The organism is Streptomyces rishiriensis (assembly GCF_003112535.1).
Taxonomy (GTDB): Bacteria; Actinomycetota; Actinomycetes; order Streptomycetales; family Streptomycetaceae; genus Streptomyces; species Streptomyces rishiriensis.
Map to the genome: position 1 here is coordinate 15,679 of NZ_BEWA01000015.1, position 26,668 is coordinate 42,346.

24 protein-coding genes are annotated in these 26,668 nt (G+C 72.4%); 15 read left to right on the forward strand and 9 right to left on the reverse strand.

What is annotated here, in order from left to right; all coding sequences use genetic code 11:
- Window positions 1-128 precede the first annotated feature (128 nt).
- From Sri02f_RS25605 to Sri02f_RS25615, 3 genes are all read left to right on the forward strand, one after another.
- A complete protein-coding gene (locus tag Sri02f_RS25605; protein WP_109003661.1) occupies window positions 129-842 on the forward strand; it encodes a helix-turn-helix transcriptional regulator in 714 nt (237 codons plus the stop codon).
- The gene (locus Sri02f_RS25610) at window positions 839-1,816 is read left to right on the forward strand and encodes a pyridoxal-phosphate dependent enzyme (protein ID WP_109003662.1); all 978 of its coding nucleotides are present in this window, start codon (window positions 839-841) and stop codon (window positions 1,814-1,816) included. Before Sri02f_RS25605 ends, Sri02f_RS25610 begins: the two co-directional genes overlap by 4 nt.
- Window positions 1,817-1,957: 141 nt before the next feature.
- The gene (locus tag Sri02f_RS25615; RefSeq protein WP_109003663.1) at window positions 1,958-2,317 is read left to right on the forward strand and encodes a cupin domain-containing protein; all 360 of its coding nucleotides are present in this window, start codon (window positions 1,958-1,960) and stop codon (window positions 2,315-2,317) included.
- 78 nt (window positions 2,318-2,395) lie between these two features.
- Here Sri02f_RS25615 and Sri02f_RS25620 read toward each other — a convergent pair whose 3' ends face one another.
- Window positions 2,396-3,748, reverse strand: a complete 1,353-nt coding sequence (locus Sri02f_RS25620; RefSeq protein WP_109003664.1) for a VWA domain-containing protein — start codon at window positions 3,746-3,748, stop codon at window positions 2,396-2,398.
- Window positions 3,745-4,602: an AAA family ATPase gene (locus Sri02f_RS25625; RefSeq protein WP_109003665.1), complete on the reverse strand. Its 858-nt coding sequence runs from the start codon at window positions 4,600-4,602 to the stop codon at window positions 3,745-3,747. The genes Sri02f_RS25620 and Sri02f_RS25625 overlap by 4 nt, the downstream gene beginning before the upstream one ends.
- Before the next feature lie 122 nt (window positions 4,603-4,724).
- Here Sri02f_RS25625 and Sri02f_RS25630 point away from each other — a divergent pair, with 122 nt between their 5' ends.
- Window positions 4,725-5,300, forward strand: coding sequence for a hypothetical protein (locus tag Sri02f_RS25630; protein WP_109003666.1), 576 nt, complete (start codon window positions 4,725-4,727; stop codon window positions 5,298-5,300).
- Between the two features lie 128 nt (window positions 5,301-5,428).
- Here the strand turns inward: Sri02f_RS25630 and Sri02f_RS25635 are convergent, their stop codons facing one another.
- The 6 genes from Sri02f_RS25635 to rhaI form a co-directional block, all read right to left on the reverse strand.
- Window positions 5,429-6,070 (reverse strand): LutC/YkgG family protein, encoded by a 642-nt coding sequence (locus tag Sri02f_RS25635; RefSeq protein ID WP_109003667.1) that lies wholly within the window; start codon window positions 6,068-6,070, stop codon window positions 5,429-5,431.
- Window positions 6,067-7,569, reverse strand: a complete 1,503-nt coding sequence (locus tag Sri02f_RS25640) for a LutB/LldF family L-lactate oxidation iron-sulfur protein (protein WP_109003668.1) — start codon at window positions 7,567-7,569, stop codon at window positions 6,067-6,069. The genes Sri02f_RS25635 and Sri02f_RS25640 overlap by 4 nt, the downstream gene beginning before the upstream one ends.
- Window positions 7,566-8,321 carry a (Fe-S)-binding protein gene (locus tag Sri02f_RS25645; protein ID WP_109003669.1) on the reverse strand — a complete coding sequence of 252 codons (756 nt, stop codon included), beginning with the start codon at window positions 8,319-8,321 and terminating at the stop codon, window positions 7,566-7,568. Before Sri02f_RS25645 ends, Sri02f_RS25640 begins: the two co-directional genes overlap by 4 nt.
- A 73-nt stretch (window positions 8,322-8,394) precedes the next feature.
- On the reverse strand, window positions 8,395-9,831 hold the full coding sequence (locus tag Sri02f_RS25650; protein ID WP_109003790.1) for a rhamnulokinase: 1,437 nt from the start codon (window positions 9,829-9,831) through the stop codon (window positions 8,395-8,397).
- 5 nt (window positions 9,832-9,836) lie between these two features.
- Window positions 9,837-11,876 (reverse strand): bifunctional aldolase/short-chain dehydrogenase, encoded by a 2,040-nt coding sequence (locus Sri02f_RS25655; RefSeq protein WP_109003670.1) that lies wholly within the window; start codon window positions 11,874-11,876, stop codon window positions 9,837-9,839.
- A 113-nt stretch (window positions 11,877-11,989) separates the two neighbouring features.
- Entirely contained in the window at window positions 11,990-13,150 is a 1,161-nt protein-coding gene (rhaI, locus tag Sri02f_RS25660; protein ID WP_109003671.1) for an L-rhamnose isomerase, read from the reverse strand.
- Window positions 13,151-13,468: 318 nt separating this feature from the next.
- On the opposite strand from rhaI, the gene Sri02f_RS25665 reads away from it, so the two are divergent.
- From Sri02f_RS25665 to Sri02f_RS25710, 10 genes are all read left to right on the forward strand, one after another.
- Window positions 13,469-14,986 carry a sugar ABC transporter ATP-binding protein gene (locus tag Sri02f_RS25665; RefSeq protein WP_109003672.1) on the forward strand — a complete coding sequence of 506 codons (1,518 nt, stop codon included), beginning with the start codon at window positions 13,469-13,471 and terminating at the stop codon, window positions 14,984-14,986.
- Window positions 14,983-16,143 (forward strand): ABC transporter permease, encoded by a 1,161-nt coding sequence (locus tag Sri02f_RS25670; protein ID WP_373865126.1) that lies wholly within the window; start codon window positions 14,983-14,985, stop codon window positions 16,141-16,143. The genes Sri02f_RS25665 and Sri02f_RS25670 overlap by 4 nt, the downstream gene beginning before the upstream one ends.
- Entirely contained in the window at window positions 16,136-17,143 is a 1,008-nt protein-coding gene (locus Sri02f_RS25675; protein ID WP_109003673.1) for an ABC transporter permease, read from the forward strand. Before Sri02f_RS25670 ends, Sri02f_RS25675 begins: the two co-directional genes overlap by 8 nt.
- A gap of 37 nt (window positions 17,144-17,180) precedes the next feature.
- A complete protein-coding gene (rhaS, locus tag Sri02f_RS25680; RefSeq protein ID WP_109003674.1) occupies window positions 17,181-18,263 on the forward strand; it encodes a rhamnose ABC transporter substrate-binding protein in 1,083 nt (360 codons plus the stop codon).
- Window positions 18,264-18,280: 17 nt separating this feature from the next.
- The gene (locus Sri02f_RS25685) at window positions 18,281-18,601 is read left to right on the forward strand and encodes an L-rhamnose mutarotase (RefSeq protein ID WP_109003675.1); all 321 of its coding nucleotides are present in this window, start codon (window positions 18,281-18,283) and stop codon (window positions 18,599-18,601) included.
- A gap of 21 nt (window positions 18,602-18,622) precedes the next feature.
- Window positions 18,623-20,044 (forward strand): BNR repeat-containing protein, encoded by a 1,422-nt coding sequence (locus Sri02f_RS25690; RefSeq protein ID WP_109003676.1) that lies wholly within the window; start codon window positions 18,623-18,625, stop codon window positions 20,042-20,044.
- A gap of 91 nt (window positions 20,045-20,135) precedes the next feature.
- The gene (locus tag Sri02f_RS25695; RefSeq protein ID WP_109003677.1) at window positions 20,136-21,176 is read left to right on the forward strand and encodes a LacI family DNA-binding transcriptional regulator; all 1,041 of its coding nucleotides are present in this window, start codon (window positions 20,136-20,138) and stop codon (window positions 21,174-21,176) included.
- Between the two features lie 172 nt (window positions 21,177-21,348).
- Window positions 21,349-22,650, forward strand: coding sequence for an alpha/beta fold hydrolase (locus Sri02f_RS25700; RefSeq protein WP_109003678.1), 1,302 nt, complete (start codon window positions 21,349-21,351; stop codon window positions 22,648-22,650).
- 28 nt (window positions 22,651-22,678) lie between these two features.
- Window positions 22,679-23,422: a PIG-L deacetylase family protein gene (locus Sri02f_RS25705; protein WP_109003679.1), complete on the forward strand. Its 744-nt coding sequence runs from the start codon at window positions 22,679-22,681 to the stop codon at window positions 23,420-23,422.
- A 25-nt stretch (window positions 23,423-23,447) separates the two neighbouring features.
- Entirely contained in the window at window positions 23,448-24,278 is an 831-nt protein-coding gene (locus Sri02f_RS25710) for a pentapeptide repeat-containing protein (RefSeq protein WP_109003680.1), read from the forward strand.
- Here the strand turns inward: Sri02f_RS25710 and Sri02f_RS25715 are convergent.
- Window positions 24,240-25,793: a cytochrome P450 gene (locus tag Sri02f_RS25715; RefSeq protein WP_245970801.1), complete on the reverse strand. Its 1,554-nt coding sequence runs from the start codon at window positions 25,791-25,793 to the stop codon at window positions 24,240-24,242. The two genes, Sri02f_RS25710 and Sri02f_RS25715, sit on opposite strands and share 39 nt — an antisense overlap.
- Window positions 25,794-26,015: 222 nt before the next feature.
- On the opposite strand from Sri02f_RS25715, the gene Sri02f_RS25720 reads away from it, so the two are divergent.
- Window positions 26,016-26,633, forward strand: coding sequence for a TetR/AcrR family transcriptional regulator (locus tag Sri02f_RS25720; protein WP_109003681.1), 618 nt, complete (start codon window positions 26,016-26,018; stop codon window positions 26,631-26,633).
- Window positions 26,634-26,668 lie beyond the last annotated feature (35 nt).

Here is a 26,668-nt window from a genome sequence, read left to right on the forward strand (position 1 = left end):
CGACCCATCCTAGGGAAACGGCGCTTGACGGCACCACCCCCCTTGATCGACAGCTCCCCGGAGGCGCAGCGCACCCGCCGGCACCTGGACTCTATGTCTAATTGCTGGACTCGTGGTCTAATGACGGTATGGAAGCCACAGAAGCGAGCCAGGACCGGGAAGCCGAGCGGAACGCGATCCTGCGTGCGCTGGCTCCCGTCGTCGAGGGGATCGCGGCGACTTTCGGACCGGTGTGCGAGGTGGTACTGCACGACTACCGGCGACCGGAGCGGTCCGTGGCCGCCGTCGCCGGGTCGGTGACGGGGCGGACCGCCGGGGGCGCGATGAGCGAGATCGGCATGCGGATCCTCGCCCGCGGCGACGACGCCGTCGACGAGCTGAACTACGTCACGCGCACCGGCGCCGGGAAGCTGGTGAAGTCGTCCACGATGGTGCTGCGCGACTCGGCCGGCGCGGTGTTCGGCGCGCTGTGCGTCAACGTGGACGTCACGGAGGTCGACCGGGTGCAGAGCCTGCTGAACGCGCTCGCGGGGACGGCGGGAGCACGGCCCGACCCGCCGGTGACCACGTTCGGCGACGACATCGACTCCGTCGTCGACGCCCTTCTCGACGCCCATCTCGCGCGCCAGGACCAGACCTGGGCCGGACTCGACGGCCCGCGCCGCCTGGCGCTCTTCCGTGGTCTGGACGAACGCGGCGTGTTCGCCGTGCGCCGGGCCGTCGAGCAGATCGCCGCCCGGCTGGGCATCTCCCGCGCCTCCGCCTACCACTACCTGTCCCGGTCCAGAGCCGAGCGCGACGCCGACGGCTCCGACGGCACCCCCGAGGGAGCACACCCGTGACGACCACACCCCTGCCGATCACCCTCGACGACGTGCGCGACGCGGCCGTCCGCCTCAAGGGCGTCGCCCACCGTACGCCCGTCCTGCGCTCCCGGACCCTCGACCGGTCGGTCGGCGCCGAGGTCCTGCTGAAGTGCGAGAACTTCCAGCGCGTCGGCGCCTTCAAGTTCCGCGGCGCGTACAACGCCGCTTCCCGGCTGGCCCCCGGGCAGCTCGCCCGGGGCATCGCCGCGTACTCCTCCGGCAACCACGCCCAGGCCGTCGCGCTGGCCGCGCGGGAGCTCGGCGCCACCGCCGTGATCGTCATGCCCGAGGACGCGCCGCGCTCCAAGCGGGCGGCGACGGAGGCCTACGGCGCCGAGATCGTGACGTACGACCGCTACCGCGGCGACCGGGTGGCCGTCGCCGAGGCGCTCGCCGCCGAGCGGGGCCTGGCGTTGATCCCGCCCTACGAGCACCCGCACGTCATGGCCGGTCAGGGCACCGCCGCGCTGGAACTCCTGGAGGAGGCGGGGGAGCTGGACGTCCTGCTGGCGCCGGTCGGCGGCGGCGGGCTCATCGCCGGCAGCGCGACCGCGGTCAAGGGCCTGGCTCCGGGCATCCGGGTCGTCGGCGTGGAACCGGAGGACGGGGACGACACCAAGCGGTCGCTGGAGGCGGGGCGGCGCATCGAGATCCCCGTGCCGCGGACCATCGCCGACGGCCAGGCGGTGCACGTCCCCGGAGAGCTGACCTTCTCGGTGAACCGGCGGCTCGTGGACGAGATCGCCCTGGTCTCGGACGACGAGATCCGCTCGGCCATGCGGTTCGCGTTCGAGCGCCTGAAGATCGTCACGGAGCCCAGCGGCGCCGCCGGTCTCGCCGCCCTGCTCGCGGGCCGGGTCGTGGCTCCGGGCCGTCGGATCGGTGTGATCGTCTCCGGCGGCAACATCGACGCCGCCCGCTTCGCCGAGCTGTGCGGCGGCGCCGTCTGAGGCCGGTGTCGCCCGGATGGCGGCCCCCGGTGGACAGGCGGACGATGGAGGCGTAGGGCCCGGCTTCCACCGGCGCCGTCCAGGTCCGCCGGGGAGACCGGCCCCGGCCGTGGTCGAGCGCGGCCGGAAGGGAGGACCGTCATGATCGAAGTGAAGACGCTCGACAAGCCGGACGAGCGCCGCGATTTCCCCCGCGGCCACCTCGAGGCCGTCCATATGACGGGGCTGGACTTCGCCGTGGCGACCTTCGAGCCCGGCTGGCGCTGGACCGAGTCGCTCGCCTCGCTCGCGGGCACCGCCACCTGCATGATCCACCACAACGGCTATGTCGTCTCCGGACGCATGCACATCACCATGGACGACGGCGGCGAGGCCGAAGTGGGCCCGGGCGACGTCTTCGTGGTCCCGCCCGGCCACGACGCCTGGGTGGTGGGCGACGAACAGTGCGTGGTCTACGACTTCGCCGGGGCGATGGCGAAGGACTACGCGAAGGCCCGGTAGAGCGAGAGCAGAGGCCCGGTAGGGCCACGGGCAGAGTCGGAGGAGGGGAGAGGAGAAGGGGGGCGCGGCCGCTGCGCGTCAGACGGGGAGCAGGCGGCCGGTGAGTTCGCCGAGTTGGCGGGCGTTCCTGCATTCGTGCATCGCCACCAGCTCGGCGTACTCCGGCGCGGCCGAGTCGCCGGTGCCCCATAGCGAGCGCGGCTCCGGGTTCAACCAGTGCACCCGGCGGGCCCGTTCGGAGATCTCCCGCACGGACGACAGGTTCGGGTCGCTCATGTTGGTGCGCGCGTCACCGAGGACGAACACCGTCGTGCGGGGCCCGACGGCCGCGCTGTAACGCTGTGCGAACTCGCCCAGGGCGACGCCGTAGTCGCTGCTGCCGTGGTAGCCCGTCACCGTCGCCTCGGCCCGGATGCGGGCGCCGAGACCTTCCGGATCGGCGGCGCCGTGCTCCAGCAGACCGGTCACCTCGTCGATCCGGTTGACGAAGGCGAACACCCGGAGCTTGCTGAACTGGTCGTGCAGCGCCTGCACCAGAAGCATCGTGAAGTCGGAGAACCCCGACACCGAGCCCGACACGTCGCACAGCAACACCAGTTCGGGGCGGACCGGGCGGCGGCGGCGCAGTACGGGCCGCATCGGCACCCCGCCCGTCGACAGGGAGCCGCGCAGCGTGCGCCGCAGGTCGATCGTGCCCCGGGCGGCCCGGCGGCGGCGCGCTGCCATCCGGGTGGCCAGTCTGCGGGCCAGCGGCTGTACCGTCCGCCGGAGTTCGGCCAGCCGGTCCTTTCCCGCGTACAGGAAGTCGACCCGGTCGGCGGTCGGCGCCACCGCGCGCCGGGCGATCTCGTCGCGCCCCCGCCGTTCCGCGACCCGGCGCCGAGCCTCCTGGGCGACCAGGGCGCGGAAGGCCTCGATGCGGCGCCGGATCTCGTCCTCCAGGAGCCGGTCGGCGAATCCGGAAGCGCCGCCGCGGGCCCGGACATCGTCCCGCACGCGCGCCAACAGCGTCTGCGGGCGCAGCCGTTCGAGGGTCTGGTGCGACGACCAGCCGTCCGCGTCCGGTGAGCTCCCGTACCCGCCGAACCCGTCGACCGCCTCGATCGCCAGCCGTGCCAGCAGCGCCTCGTCGTCCGCGGCGAGCGCGGCCGCCAGCCGGTCGCGCAGGTCGTCCCGGTCGCCGGGCTCGTCCTGCGGCGCGCCGACGCCGTACGGGAAGTACAGGTCGAAGACGGTGTCGAAGACGCGCCGCTGCTCCGTGGAGTGCAGGAGCGTCGCGGCCAGGCCTTCGCGCAGCAGCCCGCGGTCGGCGAAGCCCAGGGCCGCGGCGGCCTCGGCGGCGTCGACCGTCTCGCCGGTGCCGACGCGGACGCCGTGCGTGCGCAGCGCGGCGACGAAGCCGACGAGGCGGTCGGCGACCTCGGCGCTCACCCGGCGTCCAGGTCGAGCTTCGCGCCGGCCTTGAGGATGTCGTCCTGGTGCTTGAGGATCACGCCGAGCGTCTCGCGGACGACGTCCTCGTCGAGGGCGTCGGCGCCGAGGGCGAGCAGCGTGCGCGCCCAGTCGATCGTCTCGGCGACGGAGGGTGCCTTGCGCAGGTCCATCGCGCGCAGCGCGCCGACCACCCGGACCACCGACTCGGTCAGCGCCGCGCCGATCCCGGGCACCTTCAGCCGGACGATCCGCCGCTCCAACTCCTCCTCGGGGAAGCCGATGTGCAGGAACAGGCAGCGTCGGCGCAGCGCCTCGGACAGTTCTCGGCTCGCGTTGGAGGTGAGGACGACGAAGGGGCGGCGGGTCGCGGTGACCGTGCCCAGCTCCGGGACGGTGATCTGGAAGTCGCTGAGCACCTCCAGGAGGAGTCCTTCCACCTCGACGTCGGCCTTGTCGGTCTCGTCGATCAGCAGGACGGTCGGTTCGTCACCCCGGATCGCGGTCAGCAGCGGACGCGGGAGGAGGAACTCCTCGCTGAAGATGTCCGTGCGGGCCGCGTCCCAGGTCTCGCCGCGGCCGGCGCTGATGCGCAGCAACTGCTTGGCGTGGTTCCACTCGTACAGCGCCCGCGACTCGTCGACGCCCTCGTAGCACTGCAGCCGCACCAGCCGGGCCTGTGCCACCTGGGCCACGGCCTTGGCGAGCTCGGTCTTGCCGACCCCGGCCGGGCCCTCCACGAGCAGCGGCTTGCCGAGCCGGTCGGCGAGGAAGACGGTAGTGGCGACGGCGGGGGAGGCCAGGTAGCCGCTCTCCGCGAGGCGGGCGGACACATCGTCGACGGATGTGAACAACGGGGCCTCCGAGCGGTCGGTGTGGTCTGCGGGCAGGATCCGGCCACTATCTAAGCGCTTGTTCACCGGCTTTGTCACCCGATGGGGGACCGTTGTCAGTGGCGGGCGGTACGTTGCGGATCATGGGTGTGTATCTGGTGAGCGTGGACACGCGGGAGTGGTTCGGGCGGCACGAGGGCGGGCATGGCGAGACCGCCGCCGCGCTGAACGAGGAGTTGCGGCGGCGCGGACAGCCGCCGTACCTGCCGGGAGAGCCATCGGGCGGCGGGAGCGGCTGGTTCGAGGAGAAGATGAGCCCGTCCATGGAGGGGTTCTCCGCGCTGTGCCGGGCGCATCTGACCCGGGCCGAGGAGGAGACCCTCTCGGGGTGGTCCGTCCTGGTGCCGCTCTTCCTCGACCAGGAGATCGAGCTGCCGATCGGCACGCCGTACAGCGACGAGACGCTGGTGGCGGGAGCGCCGCAGGTCCTCGCGATCGCCGAGCGGCTGGCCGCCGTCCTCGGCCTGCCGCTGGACGCGATACCGGCGACCGGGAACCTGGAACTGACCCTGTGGTTCCTGGACGGGGAGGGGCGTGAGGTCGCCGCCGCCCGCCCCGGCCCGTGGGCCGAGGACCTGGACACCGCCTTCTATGTGGCCGTGTACCTGCGGGCCGCCCAGTACTCCCTGCGGCACGGCTGCCCGATGGTCTACTCCTGAGCCCCCCCGGGCACGCGTGCCCACCGGCCCGTGCCGAGGACCGGGCCGTACGGACGCCCTGAAGGGGGAGGCCGAGGCAGCGCGGGATGCCGGGCTGCCCGCCGGGCGCGTGACCGTGGGGATGTGGTTCAGCCGACCAGGATCACCTCCAGGGTGCGCGGACCGTGCACCCCCTCCACTCGGTCCAGCTCGATGTCGCTGGTCGCCGAGGGCCCCGAGATCCATGTCAACGGACGTCCCGGATCGAGCCGTTCGAGTGCCAGCGGCACCGAGGACACCACCTGGTCGGGCGCGCGCACCACACAGATGTGGTGATCGGGGACCAGGGTGATGCGGCGCCGGCCCTGGTCCGGTCCGGCGTCCAGCACGATCGTCCCGGTCTCGGCGACGGCCACCGCGCACGCCGTCACCACGCTGTCCACCGCGTCGAGTTCGTGCGCGTCGCTCTCGGCCCGGTCCGCCACCCGCGTGACGTCCGACTCCGCCAGCCACGTCTCGTCGAGGCCGGTGGGCACGAGCACGGTCGCCGCCTCGCGCTCCGCGAGCAACCGGGCCAGCAGGGAGGGCAGTTCGCTCTCACCGCACCGGTGCACGATCGCCCGGTAGTCCGCCAGGTGCTCCGCCAGCAGCGCCACGGTCTCCTCCGCTCCGCGTGCGCCGTGCTCGCGCAGATAGCCGCGCGGCGCGGCGTCCTCGTACGGGGTGTCGTCCGGTGGCACGTCGGCCAGCGCGCGCCGCACCCGGCCCAGGATCAGTTCCCTGCTGCTCACTTCGCCGTCCCCTCCTCGGTGGTGCCGCCGTTCGTACGCTGCCACCAGTCGCGGAACGGCTCCGCGGGCACGGCCGGCAGATCGCGCGCGGCACTCCACGCCCTGCCGGGGCCGGGCAGGGTCCGCGGATGCAGGGCGCGTGTGCGCGACGCCAGCCGCTGCCCGGCGCGCAGTGCGCCGGGCCGGGAGAACGCCCAGCGTGCCGCCCGCATCGCCGCCCGCTCGGCCGCGTGGCCCCTGGCCGGCTTCAGCACCACCTTGTTGCCCTCCCGGGTGACGAGGCCGCCCTCGACGACGCGCTCGCGCAGGTGCACCAGCACCTCCGGGATGTCGATCGCGACCGGGCACACCTCGTAGCAGGCGCCGCACAGCGAGGAGGCGTACGGCAGTGAGGCGTCGATCTCGCTTCCGGTGCCCCGGAGCTGGGGGCTGAGGATCGCGCCGATCGGGCCCGGGTACACCGAGCCGTAGGCGTGACCGCCGGCCCGCTCGTACACCGGGCACACGTTCAGACAGGCCGAGCAGCGGATGCAGCGCAGCGCCTGGCGGCCGACCTCGTCGGCGAGGGTGTCGGTGCGGCCGTTGTCCAGCAGCACCAGGTGGAAGGTCCGCGGGCCGTCCCCTTCCCCGGCGTCGCCGTCCCTGGTGCCGGTCCACGTCGACGTGTACGGGTTCATGCGCTCGGCCGTCGAGGAGCGGGGCAGCGTCTGGAGGAAGACCTCCAGGTCGCGCCAGGTCGGCACGATCTTCTCGATGCCGACGACGGAGATCAGCGTCTCCGGCAGGGTGAGGCACATACGGCCGTTGCCCTCGGACTCGACGACCACCAGCGTGCCGGTCTCGGCGACCATGAAGTTCGCGCCGGAGATCCCGACCTTCGCCCGCAGGAACTTCTCGCGCAGATGGAGCCGGGCCGCCTCGGCGAGCTCGGCGGGTGTGTCGGTGAGACCCTCCGGGGCCGGACGGCCCCACTCGCCCATCTCCGCCCGGAAGATGTCCCGGATCTCGCCCCGGTTGCGGTGGATGGCCGGGACCAGGATGTGCGAGGGACGGTCCCTGCCCAACTGCACGATCAGCTCGGCGAGATCGGTCTCGTAGGCCCGGATGCCCTCGGCCTCCAGCGCTTCGTTGAGCCCGATCTCCTGCGTCGCCATGGACTTGACCTTGACGACCTCCGACTCGCCGGTCTCCTTGACCAGCCGGGTGACGATCCGGTTGGCCTCGTCCGCGTCCGCCGCCCAGTGGACCGTGCCGCCGGCCGCGGTGACCGCCTCTTCCAGCTGCACGAGGTACCGGTCGAGCCGGCGCAGGGTGTGGTCCTTGATCCGCCGGCCCGCCTCCCGCAGCTCCACCCAGTCGGACATCTCCGCCACCGCCGCCGCGCGCTTGGCGCGGATGGTGTGCGTGGCGTGCCGCAGATTGCCCCGCAGAGTGGGGTCGGCGACCGCCTCGCGGGCGGCTTCCGGAAAGGCCGGCATCCCGACGAACGTCCCGCTCACCGTGCCGGCTCCCGTTCCGTGCTCGCCAGGATCTCCGCGATGTGCACCGGCCGCATGCCGGTCCGCAGCCGGGTCATGGTCCCGCCGATGTGCATCAGACACGAGTTGTCGGCCGCGCACAGCACCTGCGCGCCCGTCGACTCGGCGTTGCGCACCTTGTCGGCGCCCATCGCCGCCGAGACGTCCGGGTTCTTCAGCGCGAAGGTGCCGCCGAAGCCGCAGCACTCGTCGGCTCCCGGCAGTTCGACCAGCTCCAGGCCCCCGACGGCCTGGAGCAGCCGCCGGGGCCGGTCCCCGAGCCCCAGTCCGCGCAGCCCGTGACAGGTCGGGTGGTAGGTGACCGTGTGGGGGTAGTACGCGCCGACGTCGGTCACCGCGAGCACGTCCACCAGGAACTCGGTGAGCTCGTAGGTCTTCGGGACCACCGGGGCCAGCGTGGCGGCCAGCGCTTCTCCTCGCCCCTCGGCCCGGGCGCGCTCGCCCATCCGCGGATAGAGCTCCCGCACCATCGCCCCGCACGATCCGGACGGCGTCACGATGGCCTCGTACTCTTCGAAGACATCGGAGAAATGACGGGCCAGCGGTTCGGCCTCGTGGCGGTAACCGGTGTTGTAGTGCGCCTGGCCGCAGCAGGTCTGCGCCATCGGGAAGTCGACCTCTACGCCCAGCCTGGTCAGCAGTTTCACGACGGCACGGCCGGTTTCCGGATAGAGCGTGTCGTTGACACAGGTCAGGAACAGTGCGACACGCATCGCGGCTCCTTGAGGTAGATCATCGGATGAGTGAAGAGTAGACCGGCGCGGCGCTCAAGGGGGAGACCCCGGCTCAGCGCACGGCGAGCCGGACCTCCGCCTCCCGCCACCTTTCGGCGTCTCCGCGCGGTTCGTAGCGCGTCAGCGGCTGCGTACGGGCCAGCAGCCGGCGCATGTCGGCGCGGTCGCCGGCCAGTCCGTGGGTCCGCGCCTGGACGAGCACGTTGCCGAGAGCCGCGGCCTCCGTCGGGCCGGCCACCACCGGCAGCCCGCAGGCGTCGGCGGTCAGCCGGCACAGCAGCGCGTTGCGGGCGCCGCCGCCGACGATGTGGACGACGTCGACGGGATGGTCGGCGAGACGCTGGGCGTCGGCGACCGCCCGCCGGTGTGCGAGGGCCAGGGAGTCGAGGATGCAGCGGGTGATCTCACCGGGCGTGCGCGGAACCGGCTGCCCCGACGCCCGGCACGCCTCGGCGATCCGCTCCGGCATCCGCCCGGGCGCGAGGAACGCGGCGTCGCCCGCGTCGACGACCGACCGCAGCCCCGGCGCCGCGGCCGCGTCCCGCAGCAGTCCGCCCAGGTCGGGGTCGCCCCAGGCGCGTACGCACTCCTGGAGCAGCCACAGTCCCATGATGTTGCGCAGGTAGCGGACCGTGCCGTCCAGCCCCAGCTCGTTGGTGAAGTTGGCGACGCGGCTCTCCTCGCCGAGCACGGGCGCCGTCAGCTCCAGTCCGGCCAGCGACCAGGTGCCGGTGCAGATGTAGGCGAAGTGCTCGCCGACGGCCGGGACGGCGGCCACGGCGGACGCGGTGTCGTGCGAGCCGACCGTGGTCACCGGCACCGGGCCGGTCAGCCCCGTCTCCTCCAGCACCTGGGAGCGCAGCAGCCCCGCCGGGTCGCCGGGCCGGCGCAGCGGAGCGAACAGCTCCAGGTCGATGCCGAGCCGAGCGGCGACGCCGTAGGACCAGTCGCCGGTGCGGGGGTCGATCAGCTGGGTCGTGGAGGCGTTGGTCAGCTCGGTGCCCTGCTCGCCCGTCAGCCAGTAGGACAGCAGGTCGGGGATGAGCAACAGCCGTCGGGCCTGAGCCAGTCGGGCCGTGCAGGCCTCGGCCGTCAGCTGGTAGAGGGTGTTGAAGGGCGCGTACTGCAGGCCCGTCGCCGCGTACAGTTCGGCCGCCGGCACGGTGGCCCACACCTTCTCGGCGACGCCCTCGGTGCGCGCGTCCCGGTAGTGCACCGGGTTGCCGAGCAGGGCCCCGTCGGCGTCGAGCAGGCCGTAGTCCACGGCCCAGCTGTCGATGCCGACGGAGTCCACGGGGCCGGCCGCCCGCAGCCCGTCCAGCACGCCCGCGTACAGGGACAGCACATCCCAGCGCAACCCCTCGGGCACCCGGACCGGCCGGTTGGGGAAGCGGTGGGCCTCGGTCAGCTCCAGCGCGTCCGGGCCGACCCGGCCGACCATGACGCGCCCGCTGGACGCGCCGAGGTCGACGGCGGCGTACGCCTTCACGGCCGTCACCGGAGGAAGGCGGCCGCCACACCCGCGTCGACGGGGACGTGCAGCCCGGTGGTGTGGGTGAGCTCGCCGCCGGTCAGCGCGAACACGGCGTTGGCGACGTGCTCGGGCAGCACCTCGCGCTTGAGAATGGTCCGCTGCGCGTAGAACTCGCCCAGCTTGTCCTCCTCCACCCCGTACACGGCCGCGCGCTGGGCGCCCCAGCCGCCCGCGAAGATGCCGGACCCGCGCACCACGCCGTCGGGGTTGACGCCGTTGACGCGGATGCCGTGCTCGCCCAGCTCGGCGGCGAGCAGCCGCACCTGGTGCGCCTGGTCGGCCTTGGTGGCGGAGTAGGCGATGTTGTTCGGGCCCGCGAAGACGGCGTTCTTCGACGCGATGTAGATGATGTCGCCGCCCAGCTTCTGCGCGATCATCACCCGGGCCGCCTCCCGCGACACGAGGAAGGAGCCGCGGGCCATGATGTCGTGCTGCAGGTCCCAGTCCCGGGCCGAGGTCTCCAGCAGCGGCTTGGAGATGGAGATGCCGGCGTTGTTGACCACCAGGTCGACCCCGCCGAAGGCGAGCGCGGCGGCCTCGAAGGCGCGGGCGATCTGCTCCTCGGACGTCACGTCGACGGTGACGGCCACCGCCTTGTCGGCCCCGCCGAGCTCCTCGGCGACGGCGGCCGCGTTCCCGGCGTTCAGATCGGCGACGACCACGCAGGCGCCCTCAGCGGACAGCCGGTGCGCGATCGCCTTGCCGATCCCGCTGCCGCCGCCCGTCACCAGGGCCACCCGGGCGGCCAGCGCCTTCGGTTTCGGCATCCGCTGAAGCTTGGCCTCCTCCAGAGCCCAGTACTCGATGCGGAACTTCTCCGACTCCTCGATCGGCGCGTACGACGACACCGACTCGGCGCCCCGCATCACGTTGATCGCGTTGACGTAGAACTCGCCGGCGACCCGGGCCGTCTGCTTGTCCTTGCCGAAGGAGAACATGCCCACGCCCGGCACCAGCACGATCGCCGGGTCGGCGCCGCGCATCGCGGGGGAGCCGGGCTCGGCGTGCCGTGCGTAGTAGGCGGCGTACTCCTCGCGGTACCCGGCGTGCAACTCCGCCAGCCGGGCGACGGCGTCCTCCAGCGCGGCGGTGGGCGGCAGGTCCAGGACGAGCGGCCGCACCTTGGTGCGCAGGAAGTGGTCCGGGCAGGAGGTGCCGAGCGCGGCGAGCCGCGGGTGCCCGGCCCGCGCCAGGAAGTCCAGCACGGCCTCGGAGTCGGTGAAATGCCCGACCTGGGGCCGGTCCTGGGAGGCGATCGCCCGCACGTGCGGGGCGAGCGCGGCGGCCCGTCGCCGGCGCTCGTCCTCGGGCAGCGCCTCGTACCCGGCGACGACCGGTCCGAAGGGCTCGGCCTTCCCCTTCTCCGTCAGGAAGGCCTCGGCGGTGCGGATGATGTGCAGCGAGTTGCGTTCGCACTCCTCGGCCGTGTCGCCCCAGGCGGTGATCCCGTGGCCGCCCAGCACCACGCCGATCGCCTGCGGGTTGGCCTCCTTGACGGCGGCGATGTCCAGGCCGAGCTGGAAGCCGGGCCGCCGCCACGGCACCCAGGCGACCGCGTCCCCGAAGCACTCGGCGGTCAGCTTCTCCCCGTCCGCCGCGCAGGCGAGCGCGATCCCGGAGTCCGGGTGCAGGTGGTCGACGTGGGCGGCGTCGACGAGCCCGTGCATGGCGGTGTCGATGGACGGAGCCGCCCCGCCCTTGCCGTGCAGGCAGTAGTCGAACGCGGCGACCATCTCGTCCTCGCGCTCGACGCCCGGATAGACGTCGACGAGCCCGCGCAGCCGGTCCAGCCGCAGCACGGCGAGTCCGGCCTCGGTGAGCGTGCCGAGGTCGCCGCCCGAGCCCTTCACCCACATCAGCTCGACGTCCCCGCCGGTCACGGGATCGACGCCGGCGCCCTTGGCGGAAGCGTTGCCGCCGGCGTAGTTGGTGTTGCGGGGATCGGCGCCCAGCCGATGGGACCGACCGAGCAGGGCGGCGGCTTCGGGGTGGGTGGTCATGCGGATTCCTTACTTCTCGGACGCGGGCGACGGAGGTGCGCCCCGAAGGGCGCGGGGAACTGCGCGACCAGCCACGACGGGTCCGCAGTCCGCGACGGACAGGTGGCAGGCGCTTACGCCCCCCACCCCGCCTGCTCCCCGCCGACCCGCTCGGCAACGATCTTCTCGGCGTACCCGGACGCCCGGTACGCGGCCATCGGGTCGGGATCCAGCCCCGTCTCCTCGCGCACCTCACGCAGCAGCGGCCGCACGTCCGTGTTGTACGCGTCCATCAGCACGGCGTTGGCCTCCAGGACATCCCCCGAAGCCTGCGCGGCGGCCAGCGCCGAGCGGTCGACCAGCAGCGCCTTCGCGGTCGCCTCCTGCACGTTCATCACGGACCGGATGATCGCCGGGATCTTCGCCTCGATGTTGTGGCACTGGTCGAGCATGAACGCCACCTCGGCGGTGAACCCGCCCCCGCGCACGACCTCGTACATGATCCGGAACAGCTGGAAGGGGTCGGCGGCGCCGACCATCAGGTCGTCGTCGGCGTAGAAGCGCGAGTTGAAGTCGAACCCGCCGAGCCTGCCCTCACGCAGCAGCGTGGCGACGATGAACTCGATGTTGGTCCCGGGCGCGTGGTGTCCCGTGTCGACCACGACCTGCGCCTTGGGGCCCAGCTTCAGACAGTGCGCGTAGGCCGTCCCCCAGTCGGGCACGTCCGTCGAGTAGAAGGCCGGCTCGAAGAACTTGTACTCCAGCAGCATCCGCTGGCCGTCGCCGAGCCGCGCGTACACCTCGGCCAGGCCCTCGGCCAGCCGGTCCTGCCGCGCGCGCAGGTCGTCCTGGCCGGGATAGTTGGTCCCGTCCGCGAACCACAGCTTCAGATCGGCCGAGCCCGTCGCGTCCATGATGTCGACGCACTCCAGCAGATGGTCGACGGCCTTGCGCCGGACCGCCGCCTCCGGGTGGCAGATGCTGCCGAGCCGGTAGGCGTCGTCCTGGAAGGTGTTGGAGTTGATAGCCCCCAGCTTCACGCCCCGGTCCTCGGCATGTTTCGCAAGTGCGGAGTAGTCCTCCACTTCGTCCCACGGGATGTGCAGCGCGACGGTCGGGGCCGCGCCGGTGAACGCGTGCACCTGTGCGGCGTCGTCCAGCTTCTCCTGCGGGGTGCGGGGGACGCCCTGCTGGGCGAACACCTTGAACCGGGTCCCCGAGTTCCCGTACGCCCACGACGGTGTCTCGACGGCCTGGGTCTTCAGCGCGGCCTTCACCGCGGCGAGGTCGGTCACTTCGGGCTCCTGTGACATCGGTCCGGAAGAACATCCGCAGCGGCTGCCAGGGCCTTCCGGGGACGCTTCTGGAAACGCTGTTGATGAAACGATTCAGAACGGGAAGCTATGAGCCCGCCGGAAGGGTGTCAAGACCCCCGGCTCGCCCCGTTGTCCGTGATCGCCGCGTGACCTACGGCTATCGAAAACTTTTCGAGACATACCCATTGACGTGACATGCCCGCCCTGCCTAACGTCCCGGCAATCCAGTTGAAACCTTTCACGACGCCGTGACGGCCCCCAGGGCATCGCTTCGCGGACGTCGTCGAGGAGCCACCCATGACCCACCCGTCCGACACGGGACCTGCCCCGGTGCTGGCGCTGAAGGACGTAGCCAAGTCCTTCGGCGCCGTACGCGCCCTGCGGGGCGTCTCCCTGGAGCTGTTCCCCGGCGAGGTCCATGCCCTCGCCGGGGAGAACGGCGCGGGCAAGTCGACCCTGATCAAGACCCTCGCGGGGGTGCACCGACCGGACGCCGGCCGGGTGCTGCTCGACGGTGAGCCCGTCGTCTTCCACGGTCCCGGCGACGCCCGCGACGCCGGCATCGCCGTGATCTACCAGGAGCCCACGCTCTTCCCCGATCTGTCGATCGCCGAGAACATCTTCATGGGCCGCCTGCCCCGGCGCGCCTTCGGCCGCATCGACCACAAGGCCACCCGCGCGGCCACCGCCGCCCTGATGAAGCGCCTCGGCGTCGAGCTCGACCCCGACCGCCCGGCCAGCGGCCTGTCCATCGCCGACCAGCAGATCGTCGAGATCGCCAAGGCGCTCTCCTTCGACGCCCGCGTCCTGATCATGGACGAGCCGACCGCGGCCCTCACCGGCAGCGAGGTCGCCCGCCTCTTCGGCGTGGTGCGCACCCTGCGCGAGCAGGGCGCGGCGGTCCTGTTCATCTCGCACCGCCTGGAGGAGATCTTCGAGATCTGCCGGCGTGTGACCACCCTGCGCGACGGCGCGTGGATCGCCACCGAGCAGGTCGCGGGCATGACCGAGGACGACCTGGTCCGCCGCATGGTCGGCCGCGACCTCGACGAGCTCTACCCCAAGCAGGACGTCACGCCGGGCGAGGTCGCCCTCAGCGTCCGCCGGCTGACCCGCGAGGGCGTCTTCACGGACGTCTCCTTCGACGTCCGCCGCGGTGAGATCGTCGGCCTCGCCGGCCTCGTCGGCGCCGGCCGCACCGAGGTCGCCCGCGCGGTCTTCGGCATCGACCGCTGGGACGCCGGCGAGGTCGTCGTGGACGGCCGCCCGCTCACCAGCGGCGCGCCCTCCACCGCGATGGCCGCCGGCCTCGCCCTGGTCCCCGAGGACCGGCGCGCCCAGGGCCTGGTGATGGACATGTCCATCGAGCGCAACATCGGCCTCACCGGCCTGCGCACCACCGTGAGGGCGGGCCTGATGGACCGCGGCGCCGAGCGCAGCCGCGCCCTCGACTGGGCGATCAGGCTCCAGGTGAAGTACGCCAGGATCGCCGACACCGTCAACACGCTCTCCGGCGGCAACCAGCAGAAGGTCGTCCTCGCCAAGTGGCTGGCCACCGGCCCCCAGGTGCTCATCGTCGACGAGCCGACCCGCGGCATCGACGTCGGCACCAAGGCCGAGGTGCACCGGCTGCTCTCCGAGCTGGCCGCCGACGGGGTCGCCGTCCTGATGATCTCCTCCGACCTGCCCGAGATCCTCGGCATGGCCGACCGCGTGCTGGTGATGCACGAGGGCCGGCTCACCGCCGAGATCGCCCGCACCGAAGCCACCGAGGAAACCGTGATGGCCGCAGCCACCGGGAGGGCCGCCGCATGACGGTGACCACTCCCGACCGGGCCCCCGTCGCCGAGGCGCCCCGTTCCAGCGGCACCCGGCTCGTCGACCGCGTGTTCAAGGTGCGCGAACTCGCCATCCTGGTCGTCTTCCTGGTGATGATCGCCGTCACCCAGGCCGGCAACAGCGAGTTCCTGTCCGAGCAGGGCGTCAAGGACCTCCTGCTCAACGCGACCATCCTGGTGCTGGTCGCCACCGGCCAGTCCCTGGTCGTCATCACCCGCAACGTCGACCTGTCGGTCGGCTCCACCCTCGGCATCAGCGCCTTCGCCGCCGGCACGTATCTGCACGGCGGCGGCGACCCGGTCATCGCGATCGTGCTGGCCGTCCTGCTGGGCGTCGGCTTCGGGCTCCTCAACGGTCTGCTGGTCAGCCTCGGCCAGGTGCCCGCCCTCGTCGTCACCCTCGGCACGCTGTACGTCATCCGCGGCATCGACTCCATCTGGGTCGGCTCCCGGCAGATCACCGCGGCCGACCTGCCGAACCCGTTCGTGGACTTCGGCTCCGGCGGCCTCTCGGCCGTGCCCTGGCTCGCGCTGATCGCGCTCGTCGTCCTCATCGCCACCGCCTGCTACCTCAAGCACTTCGGCAGCGGGCGCGAGCTGTACGCGCTCGGCTCCAACCCGGAGGCCGCCCTGCTGGCCGGCATCCCGGTCCGCAGGCGGATCCTCGCCGCCTACACCTTCTGCGGCGGCCTCGCAGGCCTCGCCGGAGCCATGTACCTGGCCCGGTTCGGCAACGTCGACTCCAGCACGGGCAACGGCTACGAACTGACCGTCGTCAGCGCGGTCGTGGTCGGCGGCGTGGTCTTCACCGGCGGCTCCGGCAGCGTCTACGGCGCCGCACTCGGCGCGCTGCTGCTCACCTCCATCAACAGCGTCCTGCCCGCCCTCGGCGTCAGCTCGGTCTGGGTGCTCGCCATCAACGGCGTGCTGCTCCTGCTGGCCATCGCGATCGACCGGGTCGTGGCCGTGCGGGTCGCGTCCGCGCTGAGGAAGAAGTCGGCCGCGGCCAGGACCGCCGCCGCGAAGACCCCCGCCGCGAAGACCGCCGCCGCGAAGACCCCTGTCGAGAAGACCCCCGTCGAGAAGGCCGCCGTGAAGACCCCCGTCACGAAGGGAGACGCTCACGATGCCTGAGCCGCTCACCCGCCCGAGTCGCTGGTCCGCCCTCCGGTGGGACGGGGTCGTCGGCGCCGTCCTGATCGTCCTGCTGCTGTTCTCCTTCACCTTCGTGGACGGCTTCGGCAACGCGCTGAACCTGTCCTTCCTGATCGGCAACACCCTGCCGATCGCCCTGGTCGCGCTGCCGATGACCCTCCTGGTCGTCTCCGGCGAGATCGACCTGTCCGTGGCCTCCACGGCCGGACTGTCCGGCGCGGTGATGGGAGCCCTGTGGAACCAGGGCATGACGATCGAGGCGATCATCCCCGTCTGCCTGCTGCTCGGCGTGGTCTGCGGGCTCGTCAACGGCCTGCTGGTGACCCGGCTCGGGCTGCCCTCCCTCGCCGTCACCATCGGCACCCTGGCCGCCTACCGGGGCATCGCGCAGATCGTGCTCGGCTCCGACGCGGTCACCGACTTCCCCGCCCAGTACCTGGACTTCGCGGCCGGCCGGCTCGGGGACACCTTCCTCCCGCAGGCGTTCCTGCCCTTCGTCGTCCTGTTCGCGATCGCCGTCGTGGTCCTGCACGCCACCCCGTTCGGCCGCTCGCTGTTCGCGATCGGTGCGGGCGAGGAGGCCGCCCGGTTCGCCGGCGTCCGGGTCAAGCGGCACAAGCTGATCCTCTTCACGGTGACGGGCCTCATGGCCTCCCTCACCGGGATCTTCTGGGCGCTGCACTACGCGAGCGCCCGCTACGACAACGCCACCGGCCTCGAACTCTCCGTCATCGCGGCCGTCCTCCTCGGCGGCATCGACTTCGACGGAGGCAAGGGCACGCTCGGCGGCGCGATCGCGGGAGTCTTCCTGCTCGGCGCGGCGCAGAACGTGATGAGCCTCCAGGACGTCTCCGCCCAGTCGCAGATCGTCGTCACCGGCGTCCTGCTCGTCGTCTCCGTGCTCGGCCCACGGGTCGCACGGCAGATCTCCGTCGCGAGGGCGGGCCGCCGAGCCGCCGCCTCGACGCCGACGTCGTAACCCGCTCCGCCCACCCTCGTAAAGGACCCACACCATCATGCGCAAGTCATCGCTCCGCCGTGCCTGCGCGGCCCTCTGCGCCGTCTCCTCGCTCGCCCTCGCCGCCACCGCCTGCGGCGGCACCACCAAGGAGGACGTGAAGAACGAGAGCACCGGCGCGGCCGTCTCCGCCGGCAAGGCCGACCCGAACGCGGCCACCAAGAAGGGCCTGACCGTCGGCTTCCTGCCCAAGCAGGTCAACAACCCCTACTTCACCTCCGCCGACAAGGGCGGCGAGGCGGCTCTGAAGGAGCTCGGCTCCCGCTACAAGGAGGTCGGCCCGTCGAGCGCGACGGACACCTCCGGACAGGTGTCGTACGTCAACACCCTCACCCAGCAGCAGGTCGACGGGATCGCCGTGTCCGCGCAGGACCCGGGTGCCCTGTGCACCGCGCTCAAGCAGGCGATGAGCAACAAGATCAAGGTCGTCACCTACGACTCCGACACCAACCCCGGCTGCCGCAACGCCTTCGTCTCGCAGGCCTCCGCCGAGGACCTCGGCCGCACCGAGGTGCAGCTGCTCGCCGAGCAGATCGGCTACAAGGGCGAGATCGCGATCCTGTCGGCGGCGCAGACCGCGACGAACCAGAACGTCTGGATCGACTTCATGAAGAAGGAGCTGGCCGACCCGAAGTACAAGGACGTCAAGCTCGTCAAGGTCGCCTACGGCAACGACGACGCCCAGCAGTCCTTCCAGCAGACCCAGGGCCTGCTCCAGCAGTACCCGAACCTGAAGGGGATCATCTCCCCGACCACCGTCGGCATCAAGGCGGCCGCCCAGTACCTGTCGGGCTCCAAGTACAAGGGCAAGGTCAAGCTGACCGGCCTGGGCACCCCGAACGACATGCGCACCTACGTCAAGAACGGCACCGTCGACGCCTTCGAGCTGTGGGACCCCGCGAAGCTCGGCGCGCTCGCCGCGCAGACCGCGGTGGCGCTCGTCTCGGGACAGATCACCGGCAAGGAGGGCGAGACCTTCAAGGCCGGCGGCACCGCGTACGCCATCGGCAAGGACGGCGTGATCAGCCTCGGCAAGCCGACCGTGTTCGACGCCAAGAACATCGACCAGTTCGACTTCTGATCCCCCGGGGGCTGTTGATGCAGCGCGTGTGCTTTCTGCTGAAGGTCCGGGCGGACCGCCTCGACGAGTACCGCGAGCGGCACGCCGCCGTGTGGCCGGAGATGCTCGAAGCCCTCTCGGCCACCGGTTGGCACAACTACTCGCTCTTCCTGCGCGAGGACGGTCTGCTCGTCGGCTACCTGGAGACCGAGGACTTCGCGGCCGCCCGGGCGGGCATGGCGGCCACCGACGTCAACGCCCGCTGGCAGGCGGAGATGGCGCCGTTCTTCGAGGCGTCGGACGGCGCCCGGCCCGACGAAGCGATGAAACCGCTCACCGAGGTCTTCCACCTCGCCTGACCACCGCAGGAGCCGCAAACGATGAGAAGACGTACCGTGCTCGCGACCGCCGCGTCCGCCGCGATGGCCGCCATGGCAGTGCCCGGCATCGCCCGAGCCGCGACACCCGGCCCCTCCGTCACCTGGAAGGGCACCACCCAACTCGACGCGCAGGCCGTGTTCTTCGTGTCCTACGACGGGCTCGTCAACAACAACTCGTTCCAGAAGAACGGGCTGCTGACCTACAAGGGCCACCAGTACGCCGCCTGGTACACCTCCACCGGGAACGCGGTCGTCGCCCGCCGCGTGCTCGGCGGCGCCGCCTGGTCCACCGTGACCCTCCCGCACCGGCTGAAGGCCAGCGACTCGCACAACGTCATCTCCATGGGCGTCTCCAGGGGCGACGGCCGCCTCCACCTGAACATGGACTCCCACAGCGACGGCTTCTTCTACGTGAAGTCGGCTCCCGGACTGCTCGACGACCCGTCGGCCACCTCCTGGACGCCGGCCGTCTTCGGCGCCGTACAGACCACCCTCGACGGCCTCGCGCTCACCGCCCAGTTCACCTACCCGCAGTTCGTCGCCACCCCCGAGGGCAGGCTCCAGCTCAGCTACCGGGCCGGCATCTCCGGCAACGGCCGCAACGCCCTCGCCGAGTACGACGGCTCGACCTGGACGAACCTCGGCGAATGGTCCGCCTCCACCGGGACGTACACCAGCGCGCACGGCTCCTCCACCGCCCGCAACATGTACCTGCACGGCATCGACTACGACGTCGCCGGCCGGCTGCACTCCTTCTTCACCTGGCGCGAGCAGAACGGCGCGGTGATGTGCTCCGGCGGCGGCATCACCAACCACGACACCGGCTACGTGTACTCCGACGACCGCGGCCGGACCTGGCGCAACGACGCGGGCGCCGTCGTCGGCGTCACGGGCGGCTCCGACAAGGTGGCCGTGACCGACGGCGGACTCGTCGTGGACGCGCTCGACCCCGACCACTCCCTGATGAACCAGGAGAGCCAGGCCACCGACTCGGCCGGCCGGCCGCACGCGATCATCAGCTACGTCCCCGGCCGCTTCGGCCAGTGCACCACGGACTACGTCGGCGACCGCACCGCCCACGGCCGCGCCTTCCACCTGCGCAAGAACGCCTCCGGCGGCTGGCAGAAGACGGAGATCCCGATCGCCCTCGGCTCCAGCCAGCGCACCAAGCTGGTCCTGGACAGGTACGACAACGCCTACGCGGTCTTCCCCTTCGGACGGATCGCCGGGGCCTCGAGGGCCTCCGGGTACACCGACTGGACCGTCCTCTTCGACGGCAGCGGCCTCAACGCCTTCGGCGAGGTCGTCATCGACGAACTCCGGGTCAGGGCCGATGACGTGCTGTCGTTCATGTACCAGGAGAAGTCGAGCGGGACGACCCCCTCGGCGCTCCACGTCGTCGACTTCGCGCTGCCCGCATGACCGGTGCACCGGCTCGGCCGGGGGCCCGGCGGGATGACGGTAATGTGAAGGCCGTCCCGCCGTGCCCCGTTCACCTGGAGGTTCCCGCCTGATGGCCCAGTCGGTGGGTATCAAGGACGTCGCCCGTGCCGCCGGAGTCTCCGTCGGCACGGTGTCCAACGTCATCAACCGGCCGGACACGGTCGCCACGGAGACCCGCGCCCGGGTGCTCTCGGCGATAGACCGGCTCGGCTACGTCCGCAGCGAGTCCGCCCGGCAGCTGCGCGCGGGACGCAGCCGGATCATGGGGCTGCTCGTCCTCGACATGGGCAACCCCTTCTTCGTGGACGTCGCCCGCGGCGCCGAGCGGGCCGCCCGGGACGCCGGTCTCGGCGTGATGGTCTGCAACAGCGCCGAGAGCGCCGGGGAGGAGGCCGAGTACCTGTCGCTCTTCGCCGAGCAGCGGGTGCGCGGCGTGCTGCTCACCCCGGCCGACGCCACCGGCCGCAACATCGCCTCCTTCCGCCGGCACGGCATCCCCTTCGTGCTCGTGGACCGTGTCGCCGAGGGCACGGCCGAGTGCTCGGTGTCGGTGGACGACGTGGCGGGCGGCGCGCTCGCGGTGCGGCATCTGATCGACGCCGGACACCGCTCGATCGCCTACGTCAGCGGCCCGCCCGGCTTCACGCAGGTCCGCGACCGCCGCACCGGCGCGCTGAACGCGCTCGCGGAGGCCGGCCTCGGCCCCGACAGCCTGCGCGAGCTGCCCACCGAGCGGCTCGACGTCGCCGCCGGACGCGACGCGGGCGCGCGGCTGCTCGGCCTCGCCGACCGCCCGACCGCCGTGTTCTGCGCCAACGACCTGCTCGCCCTCGGCGTTCTGCAGGCCATGTACGCGGCCGGCGTCGGAGTCCCCGGCGACCTCGCCATCGTCGGCTACGACGACATCGAGTTCGCCGCCGCCGCGGCCGTCCCGCTCACCTCGGTGCGACAGCCCGCCGTGACCATGGGCGCCCTGGCCGCCGAGATGCTGCTGGAGGAGACCGAGGAAGGCGCCGCGGGCGACGCGGGCGGGAAGCGGGCCCACGAACACCGCCGGGTGGTGCTCCAGCCGGAGCTGGTGGTGCGCAGGTCCAGCCTGTCCGCACGGTGAGCGGCGGAGGGACCGCCGCGCTGAACGTCCGTTCAGCAGTGTACTGATCCGCCGTTCAGCACGGCGCCCGGGCGGCGGTTCTGCGCCGTTCATGATCCCCGGGCTGGGGCGCCGCCCCGACATGTGCTGAACTGGGCCGCGGTCCGCACACCGATCGTCCCGGGAGCCTTCGTTGTCCGTCAGCTACCGTCAGCCCGGCGTCGTCCTCACCGACCGCCGTTTCACCGTGCCCCTCGACCACGCCGACCCGGCAGGGGAGACGATCGGGCTCTACGCCCGTGAGGTCGTCGCGAGCGACAAGGCGGACCAGGACCTGCCGTGGCTGCTCTACCTCCAGGGCGGGCCCGGCTTCGGCGCCCACCGGTTCGTCGGCAGGCCGGCCTGGCTCGGCCGCGCGCTGGAGGAGTACCGCGTCCTGCTCCTGGACCAGCGCGGCACCGGCCACTCCACCCCGGCCAACCGCCAGACGCTCCCGCTGCGCGGCGGCCCGGCCGAACAGGCCGCCTATCTCGCGCACTTCCGCGCCGACTCCATCGTCCGCGACTGTGAGCTGATCCGCGGCGAGGTCGCCGGCGGCGCTCCCTGGACGGTCCTCGGCCAGAGCTTCGGCGGCTTCTGCACGGTCACGTACCTCTCCCTGGCTCCCGAGGGCCTCGCCGCCGCCCTGATCACCGGCGGGCTGCCCTCGCTGGACGCCCACGCCGACGACGTCTACCGCGCCGCCTACCCGCGCATGGAGCGCAAGAACGCCGCGCACTACGCCCGCTACCCGCAGGACGTCGAACGCGCCCGCCGCATCGCCGACCATCTGCTGCACCACGAGGTGACCCTCCCGAACGGCTACCGGCTGACCGCCGAGGCGTTCCAGACGCTGGGCATCCTGCTCGGCGGCGGCGAGGGCAGCCACCGCCTGCACCACCTCCTCGAAGAGGCGTTCGTGACCACCCCCCGGGGCCCGGAGCTGTCCGACGCCCTCCAGGAGGAGCTTCAGGGTCAGCTCTCCTTCGCGGGACACCCGCTCTACGCCCTCGTACACGAGGCGGTCTACGCACAGGGCGCCCGCCCCACCGACTGGTCCGCCGAGCGGGTGCGCGCCGAGTTCCCGCAGTTCGACGCAGCCAAGGCGCTCACCGGAGACGGCCCGCTGCTCCTCACCGGAGAAACGATCCATCCCTGGATGTTCGAGAACGACCCCGCCCTGCGCCCGCTGCGCGGGGCCGCCGAACTCCTCGCCGCCCGCACCGACTGGCCGACGCTGTACGACCCCGCACGGCTGGCCGCCAACGAGGTGCCGGTCGCGGCCGCGATCTACCACGACGACCTGTACGTCGACACCGCCCACTCGCTGCGCACCGCGCGCGCGATCCGGGGACTGCGCACCTGGGTCACGGACGAGTTCGAGCACGACGGCGTCCGGGCCGGCGGTCCGCGCGTCCTGGACCGCCTGCTCGCCCTCGCCCGTGACGAGGTGTGACGCCACGGTCACCGGATAGTCTGCGGGCATGACCGAGCCGACGATCCCCCAGCTCCAGCCCATGCCCGAGGACTGGCAGCGCGCCCTGGCGGTGGTGGCGCACCCGGACGACCTGGAGTACGGGTGCGCCGCGGCGATCGCCGCCTGGACCGACGCCGGCCGCGAGGTCGGCTATGTGCTGGCGACCCGCGGCGAGGCCGGCATCGACACCCTCGCGCCCGCCGAGTGCCGCCCGCTGCGCGAGCGGGAGCAGCGGGCGAGCGCGGCCGTGGTGGGCGTCTCGTCGGTCGAGTTCCTCGACCACCGCGACGGCGTCGTCGAGTACGGCCTCGCCCTGCGCCGCGACATCGCCGCCGCCGTCCGCCGGCATCGTCCCGAGCTGGTGATCACCCTCAACCACCGTGACACCTGGGGCGGGGTCGCCTGGAACACCCCCGACCACGTCGCCGTCGGCCGGGCCGTCCTCGACGCGGCCGGGGACGCCGGCAACCGCTGGATCTTCCCCGAACTCGTCGAGCAGGGTCTGCAGCCCTGGAACGGGGTGCGCTGGGTCGCCGTGGCCGGGTCCGCGACGCCCACCCACGCCGTGGACGCGTCGCCGGGTCTGGAGCGTGCGGTGGCCTCGCTGCTCGAACACCGGGCCTACATCGAGGCGCTGACCGACGAGGCGCCCGAGGCCTACGCGAGGAAGTTCCTGACCGGGGCGGCGACGTCCGTGGGGGAGAGGTTCGGCGGCCGGCCGGCCGTGGCGTTCGAGCTGTTCCACCGGTAGTCCGGCAGGTCAGTAGGCTGGCGGCATGCGAGACAAGACGGCGGAGCCGGCCGACCTGCGCGGCGACTGCGGGAACTGCTTCGGACTGTGCTGCGTGGCCCTGCCCTTCGCCCGCTCCGCGGACTTCGCGATCGACAAGCCCGCCGGGAAGGCCTGCCCGAACCTGGGCGAGGACCACCGCTGCGGCATCCACGCGCGGCTGCGGGAGTCCGGCTTCACCGGCTGCACGGTCTACGACTGCTTCGGCGCCGGGCAGAAGGTCTCCCAGGTCACCTTCGGCGGCCGGGACCGCAGGACGGCCCCGCGGGAGGAGGCCCGGCGCATGCTGGAGGTGTTCCCGGTGGTCCGCCAGCTCCACGAACTCCTCTGGTATCTCACCGAGGCGCTGGCCCTCCCCGCCGCCCGCCCGGTCCACGGCGAGCTGCGACGGCTCCTGGACCGCACCGACGGACTCACCCGTCTGTCCCCGGAGGAGCTGGCCGCGCTGGACGTGCCCGCCCACCGTCAGGACGTCAACGTGCTGCTGCTGAAGACCAGCGAGCTGGTGCGCTCCGGCATACCCGGGCGCGGAAAGGAGCGACGGGGCGCCGATCTGGCGGGGGCCCGGCTCAAGGGTGCCGACCTGCACGGCGCGAACCTGCGCGGCGCCTGTCTGATCGCCGCCGACCTCACCGGCGCGGACCTGCGCCGAGCGGACCTGATCGGCGCCGACCTGCGTGACACCGATCTGACGGACGCCGATCTGACCGGCGCGTTCTTCCTGACCCAGCCGCAGCTGAACGCGGCCCGGGGGAGCGCGGGCACCCGCCTGCCTCAGTCAGTCGCCCGCCCCGCGCACTGGACAGCCCGGCGCTGAGCCCGGCGTCCCGCGCCCCTCAGGGCCCGGGTCGTCCGCGGGACCGCTGACCGGGTCGCCGGCGGGGCCGTCGGACGACGTCCGGGTGCGCCGCTCCAGACGCATCCGCAGCCCTTCCGGCATCAGCGTCAGCCGTTCCGTGACCCGCAGCCGGTAGGCGGGGTCGGGCCGCAGCTCGTAGCGGCGCAGCAGCAGCCCCAGCACCAGCACGGCCTCGTGGAGCGCGAACTGCCGCCCGATGCAGGCCCGGGCGCCGGTGCCGAACGGCTTGTAGGTGTGCGGGGCACGTGTGCGCACGGCCTGGGCGTCGAAGCGGTCGGGGTCGAAGCGTTCGGCGTCCGGTCCCCAGACCTCGTGGTCGCGGTGCAGCATCGCGGTGAGGATCAGCGCCCAGCCGCCGCGCCGCATCGGATGCTCGCCCCCCAGCACCGTGTCCGCCCTGGCCTCGCGCGCGAACGCGGGCGCCGTCGGCCACAGCCGCAGCGCCTCGTCGAGCACCCGGCGCACACAGCGCAGCTTCGCCACCTGCTCGTAGCCGGGCACGGCCGTGTCCCCCCACACCCGGTCCACCTCGGCACGGGCGCGCGCCGCGAGCTGCGGGTCGAGGGAGAGGTAGTGCAGGGCGAAGGAGAGCGCGCCCGAGGTCGTCTCGTGACCGGCCACCAGGAAGGTGACGACCTGACGGCGCACGTTCAACGCCGACAGCCGTTCCCCCGTCGAGGGGTGGGCGGTGTCGAGCATCCGGTCGAGCAGGTCGCCCTCCCCGCCGCCCGCCGACCGGCGCTTGCGGACCAGATCGTCGACGGTGCGGTTGAGCAGGGCGATGTCGGCCTCGTTGCGGCGCGTGGCCCGCCGCAGCAGGGCGGGGGAGGGCACGGTGTTCAGGCGCTGGGCGTAGGTGAGGGTGCCCACCATCGCGGTGACGAAGGGGTGCGGCCGGGCCCGCTCGAAGGAGCCGAAGTCGTGCCCGAAGCCGGTGCGCGCGATCGTCTCCAGGGTCAGTTTGGTCATGTCGCCGGGAATGTCCACCGCCCGGCCCGCGGCGGCTTCCGCGTCCCAGTGGCCGGTGAGGCGCGCCGCCACGTCCAGCATCATCGGGTGGTAGGCGGCCATGGCCTCCCGGCTGAACCCCGGGGCCAGGACGTCGTGCGCCAACTGCCAGTTCGGCTCGTGGTTGTACGCCGTGAACAGGGCGTCCCCCACCACGGGGCGCAGGTTGGCGATGCCCAGCCCCACGTGCTTGGCGAACCGGGTCTCGTCCGCCATGTCGGCGGCCAGTTCCGCGCCCCCGACGAACACGAACTCCCGGTTGAACACCTTGCGGCGGAAGATCGGCCCCAGCTCCGCGGCGTACCGCAGGGAGTCCTGCACGGGTGTGCGCCGGCTCGCGCCCAGGAGGTCGCCGAGCAGGGGGATCCGGTGCGGCGGATGCGGTATGCGCTCCAGTTCGGGCCAGCCGCGCTCCGCGCTGCGGAAGCCCTTCGGCAGCGCGTCCGCGGACTCCGCCCGGGCCATCCCCGCCGGCTGCGGGGCCACCGTGCTCCGCCGGAACCCCGCCGAGCCCGCCGGCCCCGCACCCCCCGCTGTGCCCGCGGGCCCCGCTGTTCCCGTCGTCCCCGTCTCCGCCATGACGCGATCTCCCTCGATGCAGCGGCAGGTTGAGCATGTTGTACATGGGTTCAATAGCGGGCCTCAGTCTGGAGCCGCCGTCGAACCGGCGTCAAGTAAGGTGCGGCCATGGCCGCGAACCAGGGGGAGGCGCGCACCCGGCGCCGACTCAGCACCCAGGAGCGCAGGGAACAGCTCCTGTCGGTCGGTGCGCGGCTCTTCTCGGAGAGCCCGTACGACGACGTGTGGATCGAGCAGGTCGCCGAGATCGCCGGGGTCTCCCGGGGGCTGCTGTACCACTACTTCCCCACCAAGCGGGACTTCTTCGCGGCGGTCGTCGAGCGCGAGAGCGAGCGGATGCTGCGCATGACGGCGGCGGTGCCCGGCGTCCCCGTCCGCGCACAGCTCGTGTCCGGTCTCGATGCTTATCTGGAGTACGTGGAGACCCACGCGCACGGCTATCGCGCGTTCCATCGCGCGGACGCCGCCGGCGACCAGGCCGTACGGAAGGTCTACCGGCGGGCGCTCGCGGCGCAGGAGCACCAGATGCTGGCGGCCCTCGGCGCCGACCCCGAGTTCGGCCGGGTCCTGGAGGAGCGCCCCGACGTACGGCTCGCGGTGCGCGGCTGGCTGGCGTTCACGACGGCGGTCTGCCTGGAGTGGCTGCGCGGGTCGGACCTCTCCCGCGAGCAGGTGCGGGAGCTGTGCGCCAGGGCGCTGCTGGGGGTCATCGCCGCTCCGGAGTGACCCACTGCGCCGTGGTTGGCGCGAGCACGGATCTC

Excerpts from the sequence above, each read along its gene's own strand:
- Sri02f_RS25645 (WP_109003669.1), bottom strand. The coding sequence starts at position 8,321 with ATGCGTGTCGCACTGTTCCTGACCTGTGTCAACGACACGCTCTATCCG.
- rhaS (WP_109003674.1), top strand. The coding sequence starts at position 17,181 with ATGCGCAAGTCATCGCTCCGCCGTGCCTGCGCGGCCCTCTGCGCCGTC.
- Sri02f_RS25630 (WP_109003666.1), top strand. The coding sequence starts at position 4,725 with ATGGGTGTGTATCTGGTGAGCGTGGACACGCGGGAGTGGTTCGGGCGG.
- Sri02f_RS25675 (WP_109003673.1), top strand. The coding sequence starts at position 16,136 with ATGCCTGAGCCGCTCACCCGCCCGAGTCGCTGGTCCGCCCTCCGGTGG.
- Sri02f_RS25710 (WP_109003680.1), top strand. The coding sequence starts at position 23,448 with ATGCGAGACAAGACGGCGGAGCCGGCCGACCTGCGCGGCGACTGCGGG.
- Sri02f_RS25670 (WP_373865126.1), top strand. The coding sequence starts at position 14,983 with ATGACGGTGACCACTCCCGACCGGGCCCCCGTCGCCGAGGCGCCCCGT.
- Sri02f_RS25720 (WP_109003681.1), top strand. The coding sequence starts at position 26,016 with ATGGCCGCGAACCAGGGGGAGGCGCGCACCCGGCGCCGACTCAGCACC.
- Sri02f_RS25715 (WP_245970801.1), bottom strand. The coding sequence starts at position 25,793 with ATGGCCCGGGCGGAGTCCGCGGACGCGCTGCCGAAGGGCTTCCGCAGC.
- Sri02f_RS25605 (WP_109003661.1), top strand. The coding sequence starts at position 129 with ATGGAAGCCACAGAAGCGAGCCAGGACCGGGAAGCCGAGCGGAACGCG.
- Sri02f_RS25705 (WP_109003679.1), top strand. The coding sequence starts at position 22,679 with ATGACCGAGCCGACGATCCCCCAGCTCCAGCCCATGCCCGAGGACTGG.
- Sri02f_RS25615 (WP_109003663.1), top strand. The coding sequence starts at position 1,958 with ATGATCGAAGTGAAGACGCTCGACAAGCCGGACGAGCGCCGCGATTTC.
- Sri02f_RS25665 (WP_109003672.1), top strand. The coding sequence starts at position 13,469 with ATGACCCACCCGTCCGACACGGGACCTGCCCCGGTGCTGGCGCTGAAG.
- Sri02f_RS25690 (WP_109003676.1), top strand. The coding sequence starts at position 18,623 with ATGAGAAGACGTACCGTGCTCGCGACCGCCGCGTCCGCCGCGATGGCC.
- Sri02f_RS25655 (WP_109003670.1), bottom strand. The coding sequence starts at position 11,876 with ATGACCACCCACCCCGAAGCCGCCGCCCTGCTCGGTCGGTCCCATCGG.
- Sri02f_RS25695 (WP_109003677.1), top strand. The coding sequence starts at position 20,136 with ATGGCCCAGTCGGTGGGTATCAAGGACGTCGCCCGTGCCGCCGGAGTC.
- Sri02f_RS25685 (WP_109003675.1), top strand. The coding sequence starts at position 18,281 with ATGCAGCGCGTGTGCTTTCTGCTGAAGGTCCGGGCGGACCGCCTCGAC.